Source organism: Paenibacillus rhizoplanae, assembly GCF_042684125.1.
GTDB lineage: Bacteria > Bacillota > Bacilli > Paenibacillales > Paenibacillaceae > Paenibacillus_AQ > Paenibacillus_AQ rhizoplanae.
In genome coordinates this window covers 41,884-61,010 of sequence record NZ_JBHUKY010000032.1, presented here as the reverse complement: position 1 = coordinate 61,010, position 19,127 = coordinate 41,884, and the positions used below count along the sequence as shown (strand labels likewise).

The following is a 19,127-nucleotide window of genomic DNA, read 5'->3' as shown; positions in this document are numbered from 1 at the left end:
AAGTTCACATAAAGAAACCAAACTAACAAAGAGAAGATCTAAGTCAGTTTGGTTTGTATTCATCTTATATTCAGTTCAACTCATTAAACCTTTCGAGCATAGTGGCTACCTCTGCTCTGGTTGCAAGACCCGAAGGATTTATAGTCAAATCCGTGTTGCCCTTCATAATGCCCTTGGACACAGCCCAAGTAATGGACTCTTTGGCATAACCTGAAATTTGATTTGCATCTTTGAAGCTCAGGCTTGAAGTTTTTGCTTGAAGGTCAACACCTTTAACCTTTGCGTATCTATGCAGCATAACAGCAATTTGCTCACGGGTGATGGCATCATTGGGAGCAAATTTACCCTTATCATACCCGTTAACAATTTTGCTTTGATTGGCCCAAATAACCGGATCTGAATACCAACGGCCACTTTGAACATCAGAGAATACATTTGCAAATTTAACATTCGGTTTATTCTCCATGCGATAGATTACAGTGGCCAGCATGGCACGGCTCATTTTCCCGGAGGGTGAGAATTCCGTTCCAGAGGTTCCTGTGAATAGTCCCTTGTTGTAAACATATCTTACAGAAGAATAGAACCAATCGTCATGTGCTATATCTGTAAAAGGAGTTTTTTTCGCAAAGGCAACAACAACAATGGTGTCACGGCTAACCTCTGGAATGGTGTAAATGTCATGACCTATAAATTTCTCACCGTTGACAAAGATATATTCGGTCTCAAACCCTTCATCCGGAATCATTCTGATGGTTGCAGAGGTTGTTGCGCGAATGGTCTGAGCTTCAAAGCCCTCGGCAATTTTGCCATTTCCGCCTTTAACAGAAGCTTTAACGGAATAGTACAGATCAACTGCGGTGTTATTGACTGTGGTATTGTCAGCCGGAGCAGCCCAACGTTTCGGGCCGACAATTTTGGAGTTCTCGAAATCGGAAACACCAATGCTAAGCTTTTCAATAGCTTCAGTGATTTCCGACGCCAGCGCATCCTTGTTATTAAAAACAGCCTCAGCCCCGGCAATCACCTCTCTCAGTTTTTGAGCGGATTTTGTCGGATACCAATGATCCGGATAGTAGATGTTTTTGGGATTATCCGCAATAGTAACTGAAGCAAGTAAAGCTTTTGCAGCAACAATGTCTTCATATAATAGAGATTTTGAGGGGTCCTTTATTCCAGTGCCCACAATGATTTGCACATCTTCAACCGGTTCAATGTACCGGTGTGTCGCATCTTTGTTCGTTATAATGAAGCCGCTTGAAGAGATGCTGAACGTGCCGCTGTTCTTAGCTTGAAATACAGCCGTTCCAATATTTTTCAGTATGGAATCCTCTTTTCCGTTGGCGGTCATATCCAGATAGACATAGTTGATGGCACCATCGGCATATTTCATTGAAATGTCCTTTTCCACATTCACAGCGGTATTGTCGAGTACATAAGAATCAAACTGCAGCTTTCCTTGAAAGCCATATACAGGTGCCCTTCCGGCACCCGTATAGGAAAGACTAAGCTTAACAAATATTTTTTCTCCGACTTTAAATGATGATTTTAAGGAACCCGAGCTGTCCGTTACTGTGATGCCCACACGATAACTAAGGTCTGCAGCATCATTTGCGCCATAGGCATATGATGGTAGGGCAGCCCCTAGAAGCATGATGCACAAAATGATTTTTAAGTATTTGATCATCTTTTAAGTGCCTCCATTAGTGTGAGCTGCGCATCTACAATGTCAACAATGCCGTCACCGTTTGTATCAGCTCTCATCCAATTTTCTACAGAACTAAAACCGTTGTAAACATTGTCTAAAATAGCATTCAATGTTGCCATAACGTCGATTTTATCCATAGCACCACTACCATCGGTGTCTCCACGCAGAAGAACAGGAGATTTCAACGTTGGTTCAAAACCAAGCTTGGCTGTTAATTGCTCGCCTGTGACAAGCTCCTTTGAAGCACCAATATATGCTTTCTTAAGATTGTCATATAACAAAGTTTGTTTGTTGCCTCCAATCACAACCGTTGCCTTGCCCATGTTCATTTCAGTGTATATGGTGTACAACGAGAACCCTTGTGTCTGACGAACTTCATAACGGTAACCATAATCTTTTACTTTGATTTTGATAACGTCTGACAGTTCTTTATAGACCGTCTTCCCGTCCTGGCCTTCAAAGGCAGACAGTCTATAACTAACCTTGATGGCAGTTTCGCCTGGAGCTAATGCTTCAATTGTCCCATCTTGCGAAAGTCTGATGATGTTCTGATTATAAAGAACGTCCCACACAACGTCTTCTGCTTTTAGAACGGTGCCGTTAACTGTACGGAGAGCTTTCACAGAAAGCGCCGTTGTCCCGCCTATGCCAAGCTCGATCGAATCAGGCTGATCCTCGGAGCCTTCCAGGTCAGAGATTAGTTTAATGCTTTCATACTCTGACAAAACACGATTCACAAGATACACCGGAACAGCCGTTTCGTTACCGGCATCATCAACCGCTTTAAGCATCAGGGTTTGGTTCGGGTCCTCACTCGAGGCCTTACGATTGACAACGAAGGTTCCGTCCGGACTGATAACAATTCCGTCTGAAGTGCCGTCTAACGTTAATGTTGCGGATGGATCTGTTAGACCACGGAAGCTGTAGCTTGAGTCTGCGCCAACAAAAACAACTTGATTGCTGACAGTGTTATCAACGTTTTCCTTATCAAGGCTGGTTTGAACATCTTCATCAAGGAGTAACGCAGGTGCTTTTGTATCAACAGTAAATCCAATAGCCCCTGATGACCTGCTGCCTTGGAGGGTGTCACGGTTTTCAGCAACCGCTATAAAGTCAACCAGCTGCTGGCCGTCTTCAAGACTTTCTTCAAAAGACCAGACCTTCTTAAATTCTTGAGGCGTGTTTTTATCTTCGGTGTTAAGATTTAAGGTCATTTTAACAGGTCTGTCGAAGGTGTACGTCGCCTTTAATTGGTCAGTGTTTAAGTAATAGCGATCTTTTGACCGGTCAACGTTTGTTTCAATGCTTACAAGCTGAGGTTTAGCCGTTGAAGGCATAACAAAGCTTGGCGATGATACAAATTCGGTTGACCGATAATATTCCGCCTGCTTCAGGGGAGACTCCACAATTCTAGCAGCCTGCACTTTAACAAAATATGTCTTGCCTTCCTGTAATAGAGGTTGGTTGGTTTGGCTTTCTAATGGTTTTAGAATGATGTCACTGCCCACTTTAAAGTGACCAAAGGAATTCTCGATCTCAACCCCATCCTCGTCTTCGATCGCCACAAGATAATGTGTTGCAGTATCGTCGCTTCCCGTTATAGCAACCTTCACATAGCCGTCACCGCTGTAGGCCGCAGACACAGATTTAGGGTTTTGAGGGAGCAATGGATTTGTGAAAGTGAATGTTGAAGCAGTGATTTTCTTGCTCATTCCGCCTTGATGGTTAACAAGCATTGCCACCACATGATATTTCCCTTCAGGGAAGGACTCAGGAAGCGTGAATACGTGAGAACCTGATTCAATTTCATCTAACTCCAGGTTGCCGATACTAATTAAGGATGAAGTATCTTGAATGTTAGAGGATTCGATGGTTTTCATGATTGACGGGTCTTTCGTGACATAGACATTAAGTGCACCCGAATATTGGCCTTGCTTGTCCGTTGTCCAAGAAACGTTAAGTTCACGGCTTGTATTTGTGCTAGTAGAAGCACTAACTCCTGTAAGCTCTGGCATATAGTCAACACTGTTTACTGCAAAGTTGTCTATATAAACGTCAGGTGTTGAAACTGAAATGGACCAGTTCCCCCCAACAATCAGAGAGGGATCAGTGACTGAAATGTACAAATAATTAGTGCCATCTAAAGATTGAACAAGATAGTTTCCGTTGCCCTTATTATCGTCTTCAACCATGGTCAATCTTTTTCCATTTGGATTGGTGACAATGATTTCTGATGCAGAAGGCTTGATTAAACCACGAAGTGGAACTTCAAAGAGAAGTGCATCCTTTGTTGTCGGGTTAATCTCTTTTGTAACCCCATTCCCGGCCCTTGTCTTAGCGATGGCCTCCGTACTCAGTCTTCTCATATTCGTTCCATAGATCATGGTGGTTGGCACAAGGTTGCCGCTCTCGTCCAGCGCTTCCGAGTGGACATAGTGAACAGCTTCTCCTCTTGAAGAGAGGTCGATGGACCCGCCAAAGCTTAGATCACCGTTCCAATAATAGATAAAGCCAAGCTTCACCCCAATGACCTTAAAGTTTGCACCCACAAAGTCAGATGAGACTGCTGCCTCAACTCCTGCGATCTCCTTGCCCCCAAGCAGCGGGATGGAGTCTGGAATGAACAGCCCTGCATAAACATAACCATAAAAATAATCTTCCGTAATTTTAATCGTTATACCGCCACGAATGGCTCCGGCATGAATACTGATGCTGCCGAAGGCATTGAGCTGAAACGGCGAGATCCATTGAACATTCATTCCCGCTTGAATATTAAGAAGTCTTCCTTCTTCGTCTTTTTCTAACCGGCCAGTACCTTCAATGGCAAGACCCGATAGTTTTGCATCCAGCTTAAAGTCACCTACAATAATCGCATTAATTAAAAGCCTCGTTTGAAGATGTATGGTAAGGGGTGGAAGTTCACCTGCCGGTTCTCCGGCAACGGTGTCTGCAAGGTTCGAAATTCCTCCGCCAAGGCCTGTGATAAATACATAAGGTGCAACCACAGGAACCTTCATTGTAGTTGGCGCTAAAAAGAAGGTGAGCTTGTCCAGCATCATCTTGGGAACTTCGTTAATAGGAACCTTCTTCAGTGCCAGTGACCCTTCTACTTCCAGCATGGTAACGGAAACACCGGCATCAATGCTATAAATATCATCAATGGTGTTAATGGTTATATCCGCCTTAACACCGGCCTCGTTTCCTACTAATGGGCCTAATATATCTTTGGGCAGGGCTACAGATAGTGTTGTGTTAATACCAACAAAACCAATTTCGCTGTCTTTACTGCCATATAGAACATCTTGAACGTTCGCTGTTAGCGAGCCTTTATAATCATAATGCTCCTCACCCTTAGATGGATCAGCAGCTTTTAAAGGCATTGAAATTCTTCCGCCAAAGCTGATTCCGAAATCATCATCGTCCTGGGTCATCACACCATATTTAATATTGATCAAAAAACCTGCAATATTTTGCATCATAGAACCGGCATCTCCGAGCTGAAGTTCAAATGCTTGAGCAGTCTTCTCGGCAACAGCCTCCCGATCCAGGGTATATTTAGTTCCATTGCTCACTTCGAAATGCCACTTATTATGCCAAATATTAATCGAGTTGATCACTTTGACGGTGCCATCGCCTTCTAGCTTTGCACCCTTGTTGTCAACGGTCATCTTAAGAGCTTCGTTGCTGTCATAGGTCAGGATGCTGTTGATGGTAATATCGCCATCGGCTCTGCTGGCAGAGTAATATTTTTCTTTACCCGTATCCATAAGCCTGATTTTTCCGCGAAGGGTCAACAGAATTTCTGTTTTATTTTCTTCAAATGCTATTTCTTTGTGAAGAATGCCATCTTTTTTCACGCCGCCGGATATAAATTTCTTCATTACATCTTCGTTTGTAAAACTAATATAATCATATAACTGTCTGTTGTTTGCAGCGTCTGTGAATCGGACTAGCGAAACAATACCGTAGCTTGCACTTTTATCCGCTATTTTATTGGTGACGTCCACTTTAGTTGTTGCTTGGATTTTTGTACCGAAGGCATCGATCAGCTGTTGATTCGTAAATCTAAATTCAATGTCATACTTTCCAACCGCCAACGTCTGATTCGTTGAGAAGGCAAGCGTTTGACCTTCATCAATAAAACTTATTTTTCTTTTGTCAATCAGAACAGCCTCAGCGCTGGATGATGGAACAAGGTACAGACTCCATCCGTCACTTCCCGAAAGGGCCTCCATCAGAACCTTCATATCGCCAGAAACGGTAAGGTTTTTGTCACCTTCATAATAAACTGCCGCCGGGAAAACATGCTTCATTGAAACTTCCGGGAGCTTTCCTTCAACTGCTGGAATCAAAATGTTTGTGTTTGCACTATAGTCAACCACTTTATTTGTGCTAGCATCAATAATTTCTGTTGCGTTTAACGAAACGACCAGACGTTTTGATGTGATCATAGACTGTGTCTCTGCAATAATGTCAACATCCGGAATATCAAACACCGTTCCAATGTTAAGACCGCCCGAAATCTTCACCGTGTATTCTCGTGTATTCGTGGCTGCAAACACAAGTCCCTCTTCGAGGCTAAGCTTCACAATGGGTTCTATAAGTTCTTTTGCTCCTGAGACACTATTGTCAATGACTACATTTGCTTTAATAACACCATTGTTTTCATAAGCTTTTTTGTCGTTAGTAAGTAATACTTGTTCAGTGTGGATCCCTATGGATACATGCTCCTTTTTGGTTTGTTCAGCAAAGTTACCGATACCATAGAGCATTTCAGAAATTCTGACTTGACCCGGCTCAATTGATTTTTCATTCCAATAATAAGCCGTTGCAGTGTCAGGAACTAAATATTTGTTGGAGTAATTAGTAAAGTCAACACTAGGGTTTGGTGTATAATCGTATCTTGTGTTTGCAAGATTAATCCAGTGCCCGACAATCACCTTATCAACGTTCACATCCTTGTTGCCGCTCCAGCCGGACAAGAGGGCATAAGCCGTCTTGTTCGAAGCTGAAAGAGAATCAACATATCTAATTTGCTGCGGAAGGCTGTCACCGCTATATTCGGTTTCAACGATTGTCGGTTGCGACGGATTAACCAACACATAAGGTGCATCAATTTCTGAACCAAGCGCGTTGTCTAGAAGAAGCCGAATCCCCACCGTTCCGGCTGTGGCATTGTTATTTTTCACATCATATGAAATACCAATGTTACCAGTCCTTGAATTGTTAGGGTCTATCGAAATGGACACCTTTTGTGTAATGGTATAGCCCTTAATGTCCCATGCAATGGTTAAAAGTCTGTTTTGCTCTGAAACGACAGGTTCATGAAGCTTGGTATCGATCCCAAACCAGCCATATTCCTGGCCGAAAATAAAATCCTTTCCGTCGATACGAACGGTTGTGAAGGATGTTCCATTGCTCCTTGCCGTATCTTCCTTATAAAGAAGCGGAAGGTTGTTGTCAAACGCTTTTTGTGGATGACCATCAATGGTTTCGATGGAGAAACCACCTGTTTTTGAATTGATTGAATATTTCATAAATTCGTTCGCAATGGAATAATCCGCATTACTGGCGTCAGCATGAACAGGGAAACTTGCAAAAGTGAAAAGCATGGATAGAATAATAGCTGCAGCTATACTGCGTTTCATTGTTCTATAGAACGTCATTGCCTATTTCCCTCCTTGATTTGAGACATATACATGAATGTTGAAATAATCGCGTCTATCCGTTTGGATATATACGGTATACCAACCGTTCGTAACATTATCGAGGGTATACACTCCGCTTTTCTCCCGAAGGACCGTTCCTTTTGTCTTCATCTGACCTTGTGTTAAGACACCTTTTTCATAACGTGCATACGAGATCCCGGAAAAGTTCTTCAATGAAATTTCAACCTTGTTTCCAATAACGGACGCAGCATTTGAGCTGTCTGGCATAACGCCGTTCACAAGAGCTATGGTGTCATAAAGACCCACAAGGCGAACGGTCCGGCGAATGGTGGTTTGATTCCCTGCATCATCTCTTACGGTATAGTCGATATAATACGGGTTCGAGCGAACAAATTCATTTGCTAAGATGTTGTCAGGGTTAAACACCCGCCCGCCAGTTCCATAGCTTATGGTGACCCGGTTCGTCAGGTCGACCTTTTTACCCGCAACCATATCCCATGCTTCGAAGTCTAGAAGCTTAGACTTGTCATAGGCAATGGAGGCATCTTTTTTAGGCGTCATGCCTTCGATGAAGATTAGCTCTTCACCATTTTTAAGTTTTAGCACAGGGGGTGTTTTGTCGATTAGACCAATGTCAACACCATACGAGGTATAGGTCCCTGTTCTTCCTTCAAGGTTAAAATTGTAAAGTCCATTTTCTCTATAGTTCATTGACTTCTCTTGTTCCCAAGGATCGTTTCCGCCCACGAGTTTAGCATCTTTATCCGTGATTACCGTGACATTCACATTCTGGTTTGTTGCCGGGTTCTTGTCGATTCCCACAACATATCCTTCTTCTTTTCCAGAGGTGTCAACACCAACAACAATCTTGTTTTGATGATCCTTTTCCACCCACTCACCACTTTGGTTCTTTTCGAGATATTTGTATGTCCAGCGAACTTCTTTAACCCTTGGGCCGCCCACTTCAATTCCTTCAACCGTTACTAGAATTTTTTGCGTGATGCCTGTTTGGTCCCTAACTTGAAAGACGTGCTCTCCGTTAGTTTTAACATTGATTACTGCCTCTTTATAGGACAGGGCATCGCCGGACTCGTCCTTCACTTCAGTTAGAAGTGCATGTTCATATCCACGATAAGAAACGGTAAGCTCTGTTAGTTTTCTAAGAATGTCCAGCGGAACGCCGTCACTGTCACGGATTTGGTCAAAGGTTACATTCACGCTCAGCTTATCTTCAGCTAATGTTGCAGTGGCTTTGATTTGCGGCGGTGTGGACACAATATTCGATATGGTAATCACTTCCTGTCCTTCGTTGCCATAGTCGTCAACAAAGAACATGGACACTGTACCATTTTTTCTAAACCGAACAGCTTTTGTGCCGGGGATATGTACGATATCGTTGGCAGTTAGGCTTCCGGTAGGTTCTACACCGGTGACTGTAATCGTTTTGATATCCTTGCTGAACTGGGTCAACTCAACATTCACGCTTTGTGCAGTAATGGTGGTTGGTGGCGTGCTGTAAGTCCTTGCGATTGCAGTAGGCGTTACCTTGTTAATGTTTGAGACGGTGATCGGAGTCGTCCAACGGTTTCCAGCGTAGTCATAGGCTGTCACATTGTAAATTCCTGAGCTGTCCAGTTCAACGACATATTCATTCTCAAGCGGCTCCCCTTTGAAGGGATAAACCACATCGCCTTTCTTCACCTCTGCGAATGCTATTTCACCTGAATCATCCGTTAAAGTGATCGTTGCAAAGATATTTTGGTTCGTCTTGGCCGTATTGGATAACACATAGGATGTTCGGCCAATGGTATTATCAAACTGGTTATAGCTAACCGTATGAGAACCTGTGTTGCCCGATTGATCCCTAAACTCAAATGTGAAGGTATTATTATCCTCAGTTAGAGTCCTTGAGAAGGCTGCGTTGTTGTTTGTCATCGAAAGAGTTTTTCCGCCTCCGGTAAACTTGAGCGTTGCCATAACCCTTCTATAGGCTTTTCCTTCTGTGATTGGAACCCAGTTCCCAAGATAGTTCTCATAGCTGTATTCAACCTTGTAGTGTGTGTCTTGCGTGATTGGCGTTTTATCAATGTTTGACACGGTGACTGGCACGATCGTTTCTATTCCGGCTTTGTTTGTCACTTTGAAATATACCGTTGCATTCTGCTCGAAGGTTTCGGTATGCGAAACAATAGATTCAATGGGGCTAAAGCTTATGCCGTCATACGAACGCTCAAGTTTCAAAATCCCGCTTTCCGGGTCATATACAGAAAGTGTTGCGGTAACACTCTGGTTGGTTGACTCCGTCATCGAATAGTCCACCTTTGCAGCTGGTGCAGTTTCGTCAACCACTGTAATGGCAACATATTCATCTTCCATCCGGTCAGCTTCCATACCTTCTGCCGTGTATGACTCGAAATAAGCTGATTTTGTTGTTTTGCCGTCTCTTAGCGCTTCAAATACCAGCTTTGAATAAGCTGTTCTTCCTTCTGCTTCTGTAAATGATGGGTCAGGAACACTTAGCTCGGTATTGAGTTCTAATCCAGATAACACTGCATGTTCAACAAAGAAATATTGTCCGGAATACTTTGGTTCCGGAACGACAACATAGTAAAGCTTATCGCCCTGGTTATAGGATATGAACCCGCCGTTTTGGATCGTTTGACCATTTTTCTCTACATGACCTGAAATATCAAATCCTGTAACGAAATTAACATCAGGCGTGAATTCTAGAACGCTATCCCTTCCAACTTCATCCTGAATATAGAGGCTGATTTTATTATTGTTTTGAATTACAACCTCGTAGTCCATTACGTAGTCAGCCGATGTTGTTAAAAGTCCTGTATACAGAAGGTTCGACCTTGCCATTTCACCCACAACATCACCCTCTACAGGTGCGTTAGGCATCACGGTGACTGGAACGTTAAAATAAACGCTAACCGTTGCAGTGGTTTTTGTTGTTGCAGGGTTTGCGCTGACACTTACAATGGATGCCTCCGCGTCAACCAGGTCCAGTTTTGAGTCAAAGAACACTTTTTCAGTTACATTTCCTGCTGTGTCGACGGCTTTGACCCCAATGGCATAACTTCCACTAAGCCCCTTCAAGTCAATGGTGTAGGTTTTCTGTTTATTGCCTTCGCCATTAATGATTACCGGACTACTCTGCATTTCCACGGAATGGCTTGATTGAAACAACGCATAGTCCGTTTCGGTTAGAATATGGTTGTCTGCCGGGTCTTGAATAAGCGCGAATGAAACGGTTGTATCGTTCTTGTCTGAGACATCAACTGTAATCACACCATCTTGTCTTGCTCCTTTGGTCACGATGTTACTTGAAGCAAGCGCAGATGGAGCTGCCCGGTCAATGTTAGATACGGAAATAGGAACTAGAACACGATTCCCAAGCTCATCAGACAGGATCAGTTTTGTTGTGATGTTTTCGCTTACCGTTACTGTGAATGCACCGTCTGTATATGGAGAAACCGTGATTTTGTCTGCATCCTCTGGTGCAACTGTCAGTTTGCTAATCCCTGTGCCAGCATCACTTGCGATGATTGTTGCTGTCACGGATGCGTTTGTTGGCTGAATGGTGCTATAGTCCGGCAATTCAAAGGTTGGTGCCTGGCTATCATAAAGAATGGTAAGCGGTCTTGCTTCTGTTAAAAATTCAGGTTTGTCGTCAGCTGGAGCATTGATGAGTCCAAACTGGAAGTAGATGGTGTTGACACCTTCTTGAAGCGGAACCGGTGTGTCGAGTGTAAAGGCATAATTCCCACCGGAATTGTTGCTCGCTGTAAACTCAGAAACTAAAGCGCCGTTATCTGTTGGCATGCCGTCCGTTGTTGCATAATATACCGGTTTTTGATATTTCAATGCGCTATCAGAAGTCCATGCTGCATGCGGTTCATTCAAAACAGCATAGACACTATAGGTTCCATCCGTTGTTGTACCCATTCCGTTTAAAGTCTTTGGCTCCGTAAAGTTCAATGTGTCAATGATTGCAGCTTCTGACCTCATGCCAAAGTATGGGGAAACCTTTTTGCTTTCTCTGCCATGCGGGTCTTTGGCCACAACAACAATGCTGTACGCACCTGTTGGAAGTCCTGTCAGGGTCAAGGTCTGATTAACCTGGGCTATATTGTCACTGTCCATTGTCAGAGTCAGCGGATAGTTTGGCAACTCTTCAATTCTGATCTCTGAGTCTGGCTTAGATAAATAGTAATATGCACTTGCAATTCCACTGCGGTCTGTCACTTTCATGTTAAACTGTTGTGATGATTTGAAATGATCGTGCTGACTTCCTGCGGTATATTTAATCTCCGGGGAATAGGCGTCATACGTGTATACTTGTGAAAATTCGGCAGTGTTACCAGACTGTTTATTTTTCACACGATATTCCAGTATATATCTCCCGTCCATCAAAACTTTGGTTCCGCTAAGATTAGTTTTTTCAGCTGCACCAACATCATCGCTTGATTCGTATACTCTAAATTTTTGCGTAAAGCTTTTGTCATTGCCAGGATCAGAAATCCACCGATAACTCGTTTCAAGGTTTGAATTGCTTACGTCAAAGCTAATGTCAAAATACGGCTTTGGAAGACTTGAATCCTCCGTATGGAGGGTGTCGGCAACATTTCCATTGAAAATACTCACAGATTTTTTATAGTATCTTGATGCTTGCTCGTTTCTAGAATCGTTTCCAAGTGAGTCTACTGTGAAATAATAGAGAGTTCCCTCATAGTTGTCCCCTTTTGGAATGGATAGCATGGCAGTTGTGCTATCCCCTTCTGAGTCTACGAATGCCCACAGCCCTTGAGTTGAAGCAATTTCTGTGGAGGCAGGTTTAATTTGATTGATTGGCGTGTCAGGTGGCGCCGTAATTCCGTTCATAAAGGTATAATAAGTCCTTGACCAGCCGTTATTGCTTTGCTCAAGGTCGTTCATTTCAAAGCGATAGTCATTTCTTTTGCGAAGCTGTGCATCTTGCGGATGTACCGTTTCGTTTACGGTCACTCGCGGAGCCAGATTATCGATTTTGATATTTTCAATTTCTGCATATCCGGCATCTCCGCCAAGCGGATTGTCAGCTTGATCCCATCCATACAGCCGAAGCTTGAATTCGCCTTCCGCCCGATCGATTGGACTTAGTTTTAGGCTAACGCCATTGATAACCTGCGTGTTAATAGGTGCGGTAACTCTTGCTCTGTTTCCTGTACCGTCAAAGTTTGTGATTCGGGTCATGGCCGGTTCATAGGAATCACCAGTTTTCTTGTACAGCTCATAATTAAAATAGTTTTGATTCGACTCGCTGTGGGCGACATTTCCGTCTGGATAGAGTGTTTCGCTGGCAACCATATAAAATTCATGCAGCTTTTTGATGTTGTTTTGAATGGAATCTGCCCCCACCAGGTCATTTCCATTTTTATCGGTCACTCTTACAGTTGGTGTTTTTGTGTCCACTTTGTGAGTTGAGAAATAAAAACTTTGTGATGTTGCTGATTCTGGAGTTGGATTTTCCAAATGATAGGCCTGAGCCCGGCCTTTTTTCGTTAGATGGGTAGATACGTTGTCAAGCTGAAGCCTTATGCCCTCGCTTTCAACTGCACTAACATCCAGCGGCACTTGTCCGGTGAACTGAAGTTTGCCGTTTGGTTTGCCGTCATTGCCCTGCAGTTTGGTCATGGTTAGGTTGGCAAGCGGTGTTGTCGTATTGTTCCCAATATATAACAAAGGCGTGGCTTGGAAGTTGGTGATCAGCTCCGTTTTAATTTCTTGCGTCATGGCTTTTTTATGAATGGAAACCGCTTCAACTGTGATGTTAACATCTGTCAATTTCCGATTCAGATATCGGTTGTCCTGGCTCGGCGAATAGGTAACAGTCTGATTGATATCAGGGTTGCCGAGGTTATATATACTACGATAGAACGTATAAGTTACATCTTTATAATAGTAATCCGCTTGCCCTATCTTTGTTGTTAAATAGGTTTTAACTTCGGGATTTCCTGAGCTTGTATGGGCAAAGGTCCCCCCGAGACTTTCAGCATTGGTAGACTGGGCAAGCAGCGCCACCCTGTAGGTTAGCGAAATCTCTGCTTTGTTCTGTGCAACCATTTGATCGTGAAGCTTCTTGCGGTCAATATCTAACTGAAACGTTTTTGTTTTGGTTGGTTCCTGGAATGTTAACCAATCCCTGCCTACAGAGTCGTCCGAAACAGTATAGCTGAACACAGGAGCATCCTCATATTGCATGATGTCATAATAACCATATTGATCTCTGACATATTTGTTCCACTCTACACGTTCAGAGTCTGACGAATTCGCATCCAGATAGAACTCTCCTCCAAGCTCGTCAACATAGCCTATATCTGTGAATTTTCTTTTGGTTACGTCCGAAATGTCATGATACAGTCTGTCCTTGCCTTTTGTCCATGAGTGTATTGGAATGGTCATTACCTTCTCTGGATTGGTATTCCCCTCAAGATAGGGAAGATACAAATCCACAGATTCACCGTACCAGTCATTACTGCCCACCAGCCAAAAAACGAATTCATTCATTCTCCATGGTGGAATATTTTGCATTTTAAAGGTATGTTTTATATCAGACCAAGCGGGAGCTCCGCCAAGATTTGCTGCATGATCAGAGGGTAGTCCAGATTCATAGGTACTCACGCCCATGTGAATCTCATCACCTGTTCCGCCGTCATCGTTTCCTCCTGTTTTCACACCAAACATATAGGCGTACTCTGTTGCTACATTCGCATAAACAGGCGTTACTGATGCGAGAAGCGAAAGTACCAGCATCAAGCTTAAAATCTTCTTCATAAAATACCTCCTTGTTATAAGACCACATTCTGGATAACGATCAGCCTTTACAGCTTACCGTTGAAAATAGTTTCTATATACTTTGAGCTAAGGCCAATGGCTTGTAGTTCTTCTTTCATTTCATTTGTTTGTGCGATTTTTCTGTTAGGGAAATATAAAGCCACACCGTTGCGATGGTTATAGCCTGCTGAATTTCTTACTTCGAAGGCAAGTGCTTGGGCTGCAGCAGTGACTTCTGATGATTGGCCCATGAGCTCTATAAGATCATATTGATCAAATATCCCTTCGTTTTTGCCTAATAGCTCTGAGCGGTTTGCAAGGTCTGTTAGTGAGAGATCAAACTCTGCATGTTCTATGGCCTTAACCAAGGATTCCGCCTGAGAAAGCTTCATCATTGACATGGTTGTTTGCATCTTAGCTTCAATCCCCGAATGAAGGGTAAAGGAATCTAAAATTAAACGCCCTACTCTTTCAGTGCTAATCTGTGGGTTTCGCTCTATCGCACCTATCCATGTGGTATAGTACAAGCCTGCTGCGGGGGTTGAATCTTCAGAAGCTATGAGATATTTGCCCTGATCTCTAAGCGCATAGGCAGTTTCAACGGTGCCCATAAGACATGCATCAAAGACGATTAAGTCGAAATACATATCTGATGAACCGATTGCTTTGGAAAGCTCCGAAACCTTCATCGTTGTTCGTTCATTTAGCTCGTCTGCACCAAATCCGCCCATTGTACCATACCCATGATCCCATAGAATCAGGATATAACGCTCACTGGGTGCAACGGTTTTGCCCCATACAAGAAAATCCCTCAGTGTCCTAGGGTCTGATGCGGCGGTTTGGATGTGGCTTTCGTGCTTTTTAAGTTGTCCATGGCTAACTTCAAAGCGTTCGGACGCTCCATCGGCCATATATTTGTTGTGATATTTGAGCGTTCCGCCTGTTTGCATCAGGATTTTCGTATTTTGGTTTGGCTGACCTCGCAAAATTTCTTCCAAGTCATCGGTTAGCCGTCCTTGCTGTGATTCAAGGTCAGAACCCACTGCATATATTAAAATCGTCGCTCCATTAATATTTTTATCCTGCTCCAAAAGTGACCTTGCCTCGTTTAAAGCTTGCGTGGTGAAAACATCCGTTGCACTAAGGGTTTGACCAAGTGTTGCAATTTGATTTTTGGGTCTTGTGTTTAGAACATAACTGCTTATTTTTGCAAGCGTTCCCCGATTGAATCCACGTTCTTTTGTAAGATCTATTCCTAGAACTATTGAGGCGAAAGAAACCGCGGTTTCATAGGTAAAGTCGCCCTTTGTTTCTGAATATCCCAACACCCTTAATACCATTGAACAATATTGGTTAAGCGAGATAGGCCGGTTACCGCCAAAACGATATTCATTAATTCCGTTAACTACACCCTTGGCATAGGCATACGACACGTAGCGGCTTTCCCACCCCGTATCATTAAAAGGATTTTTGTAGGTGCTTTTCAGGGCCTCTTCTTCCTTCCCCCACAAACGCAGCATCATTACAAGGGATTCTGCTCTGGTAGGCACCCGCGACAGTTCATATCCATTCTCCGTTCCACTGAACAATCCTAAGTGATTAAGCGCTTCTGCATAGCTGGAGCTTTGTGCCGCTGCTGCTGATGGAGTTGTTGCAAGAAGAAAGATTAAAAAAATGATAAAACCTCGGGTTTTTGTCATCAAGTTCCGGCCTTTCAATTGGAATTCCCCTTCTTTGCTCCTAAATTAGCTGATTAACCCTATCAAGCTACAATTCTACATGGCGGATTAACCCCTGTGTGAAAGTTAAAGAAATCTTTAAGTTCGCGCTTGCCGCTCACTGCTGGCAAACAGCAAAAAGAGCCTGATCTCCAGGAGATCAGACTTTTACGGATACCTATTTTATTTCCATGGCATAAAAAAAGCTACTCACAAAGTTCAAATCGAACTTGTGAGTAGCTTTTTTTAAATCATGTGGGCAAAATTACATCTTGCCGCCGGGAACAGGTCGACAGGTTGCAGGATTGGAATCTATATCACTCTCACGTCAAACCACAACTATTCATACAAATTCAACAAAAATAATGATACTATGTATGATGGGTAAAAGACTTTGCTATGTTGCAACAGGAGAAGATAATATGAGTAACGAACCAAATTTTTGGCTGGATTTACCAAAACCGTTTTTTATATTAGCACCAATGGAAGACGTCACAGATATTGTATTTCGTCACGTCATTAGTGAAGCTGCAAAACCTGACGTATTTTTCACGGAATTCACAAGTACAGAAAATTATTGTCACCCTGTTGGAAAAGAAAATGTAGGTGGGCGATTAATGTTCACAGATGATGAGCAACCGATTGTCGCTCATATTTGGGGCAATAAACCTGCACTTTTTGAACAGATGAGTATTGATATGACAAAACTTGGTTTTCGTGGTATCGATATAAACATGGGATGCCCAGTACAAAACGCCGCAGCCAGTGGAAAAGGGGCTGGATTAATAAAGCATCCTGAAGTTGCAGCAGAAATTATTCAAGCAGCAAAAGCAGGTGGATTGCCGGTCAGTGTTAAAACAAGATTGGGTTACTCTAAAATTGACGAGTGGCGCGATTGGTTAGGACATATATTGAAACAAGATATTGCGAATCTTTCCATTCACCTTCGTACAAAAAAAGAGAAGAGCAAAGTAGCTGCACACTGGGAACTAATTCCTGAGATAAAAAAATTACGCGATGAAATCGCTCCAAATACGTTGTTAACTATTAATGGAGATATTCCGGACCGCGCAACAGGATTACAATTAGTAGAACAATACGGCGTTGATGGTGTCATGATTGGCCGTGGCATTTTCACTAATCCATTTGCTTTTGAAAAAGAACCTAAAGAACATAGCGCTAAGGATTTTCTCAATTTACTTCTTTTACAGTTGGAGCTTCACGATAAATATTCAACAGAAACCCTGCCACGTTCATTTAGACCACTTCTTCGCTATTTCAAAATCTATGTTCGTGGATTTAGAGGCGCAGACGAACTAAGAGAGCAATTAATGGATACAACGTCAACAGACGAAGTGCGTCGTTTAGTAAAACCTCTTTTAGATGAAGAATTAGATTGAAGAATATTAAAGATTTGAGCTATGAAAAAGAGACTTCCCACAAGTTCAATGAACTCATAGGAAGCCTCTTATTTTTGCATCATGTGGTCAAACGGTGTTTCCTTCTCAGGAAACCCTTGATGCATAAGGGTTTGTCACCCTTATTACATCATGCCACCCATACCGCCCATGCCGCCCATATCTGGCATTCCGCCACCAGCACCGGCTGGTTCTGGCTTGTCAGCGATAACCGCTTCGGTAGTCAGGAACATAGCCGCTACGGAAGCTGCGTTTTGCAGCGCATAACGGGTTACCTTGGCAGGGTCAACGATCCCTGCTTCGAACATGTTTACCCACTCATCGGTAGCAGCGTTGTAGCCGATGCCGATAGCTTCTTTTTTCAGGCGGTCCACGATAACGGAACCTTCTTGGCCTGCGTTAGCAGCGATGGTACGAACAGGCTCTTCCAGTGCGCGCAGCACGAGGTTAACGCCAGTTCTTTCGTCGCCTTCAGCTACAACAGCAGCTACAGCAGCATATACGTTCACAAGAGCCGTACCCCCACCGGATACGATACCTTCTTCAACCGCAGCGCGGGTTGCGTTCAGGGCATCTTCGATGCGGAGCTTACGCTCTTTGAGTTCAGTTTCAGTAGCAGCACCGACTTTGACAACGGCTACGCCGCCAGCCAATTTCGCCAGACGCTCCTGCAGTTTTTCTTTGTCGAACTCGGAAGTCGTTTCTTCCAGCTGGGAACGGATTTGGCTAACGCGTGCATTGATGTCCGCCTTGTCGCCGCTTCCGTCTACAATTGTAGTGTTTTCTTTGGTTACGCGCACTTGACGGGCGTTACCCAGTTGCTCAATGGAAGTGCTTTTCAGATCAAGTCCAAGCTTCTCAGTGATCACTTGGCCGCCTGTCAGAGCAGCGATATCCTGCAGCATAGCTTCACGGCGGTCGCCGAAGCCAGGAGCCTTAACCGCTACAGCATTGAATGTTCCGCGCAGCTTGTTCACGATCAGCATCGCCTGAGCTTCGCCTTCGATGTCTTCAGCGATGATTACCAGCGGACGCGCCTGTTGAACGATCTTCTCCAAGAGGGGAAGAATTTCTTGAGTGCTGCTGATCTTCTTGTCTGTGATCAGGATGTACGGGTTCTCCAGAACGGCTTCCATTTTGTCCGTATCCGTAATCATGTACGGGGAAATGTAACCACGGTCGAACTGCATACCTTCAACCACTTCAAGCTCAGTCAGGAATCCGCGGGATTCTTCAACGGTGATAACGCCGTCCTTGCCCACTTTTTCCATAGCTTCAGCAATCAGTTGGCCCACTTCTTCGTCAGCAGCGGAGATTGCAGCTACTTGAGCGATAGCTTGGGAATCCAGAATCGGCTTAGCGATATTCTGCAGTTCAGCAACAGCAGCCTTCACTGCTTTGTCGATCCCTTTACGCATAACCATCGGGTTAGCGCCTGCAGTTACGTTCTTCAGACCTTCGCGGATCATAGCCTGAGCCAGAACCGTTGCAGTTGTAGTACCGTCACCGGCTACATCGTTAGTCTTGGTAGCTACTTCTTTAACGAGCTGTGCGCCCATGTTCTCAAAAGCATCTTCCAGTTCGATTTCTTTGGCGATGGTTACACCGTCATTCGTGATCAGCGGGCTGCCGAATTTCTTCTCCAGTACCACGTTGCGGCCTTTAGGACCCAGTGTAACTTTTACTGCATTTGCCAAAGCGTCAACCCCGCGCAGCATTGCACGGCGAGCATCTTCACTGAACTTAATTTCTTTTGCCATTGTATAGTTAACCTCCTAATATAATTTGTGAATGTATT

At 43.7% G+C, this 19,127-nt stretch carries 6 protein-coding genes; 1 reads left to right on the top strand and 5 read right to left on the bottom strand.

Going from position 1 to position 19,127, the window contains the following annotated elements:
* Positions 1 to 70: 70 nt before the first annotated feature.
* From ACFSX3_RS18425 to ACFSX3_RS18410, 4 genes are read right to left on the bottom strand one after another with little or no spacing between them, the layout of a single operon-like run.
* A complete protein-coding gene (locus ACFSX3_RS18425; protein ID WP_209993303.1) occupies positions 71 to 1,684 on the bottom strand; it encodes an S-layer homology domain-containing protein in 1,614 nt (537 codons plus the stop codon).
* A complete protein-coding gene (locus ACFSX3_RS18420) occupies positions 1,681 to 7,371 on the bottom strand; it encodes a hypothetical protein (RefSeq protein WP_209993302.1) in 5,691 nt (1,896 codons plus the stop codon). Before ACFSX3_RS18420 ends, ACFSX3_RS18425 begins: the two co-directional genes overlap by 4 nt.
* Positions 7,372 to 7,374: 3 nt before the next feature.
* Positions 7,375 to 14,193: a hypothetical protein gene (locus tag ACFSX3_RS18415; RefSeq protein WP_209993301.1), complete on the bottom strand. Its 6,819-nt coding sequence runs from the start codon at positions 14,191 to 14,193 to the stop codon at positions 7,375 to 7,377.
* A gap of 47 nt (positions 14,194 to 14,240) precedes the next feature.
* On the bottom strand, positions 14,241 to 15,911 hold the full coding sequence (locus ACFSX3_RS18410; protein WP_379257744.1) for a clostripain-related cysteine peptidase: 1,671 nt from the start codon (positions 15,909 to 15,911) through the stop codon (positions 14,241 to 14,243).
* 422 nt (positions 15,912 to 16,333) lie between these two features.
* Here ACFSX3_RS18410 and ACFSX3_RS18405 point away from each other — a divergent pair, with 422 nt between their 5' ends.
* Positions 16,334 to 17,311, top strand: coding sequence for a tRNA dihydrouridine synthase (locus tag ACFSX3_RS18405; protein WP_209993299.1), 978 nt, complete (start codon positions 16,334 to 16,336; stop codon positions 17,309 to 17,311).
* Between the two features lie 143 nt (positions 17,312 to 17,454).
* On the opposite strand, the gene groL is transcribed toward ACFSX3_RS18405, so the two are convergent.
* Positions 17,455 to 19,089, bottom strand: coding sequence for a chaperonin GroEL (gene groL / locus ACFSX3_RS18400; RefSeq protein ID WP_209993298.1), 1,635 nt, complete (start codon positions 19,087 to 19,089; stop codon positions 17,455 to 17,457).
* Between the last annotated feature and the right edge of the window lie 38 nt (positions 19,090 to 19,127).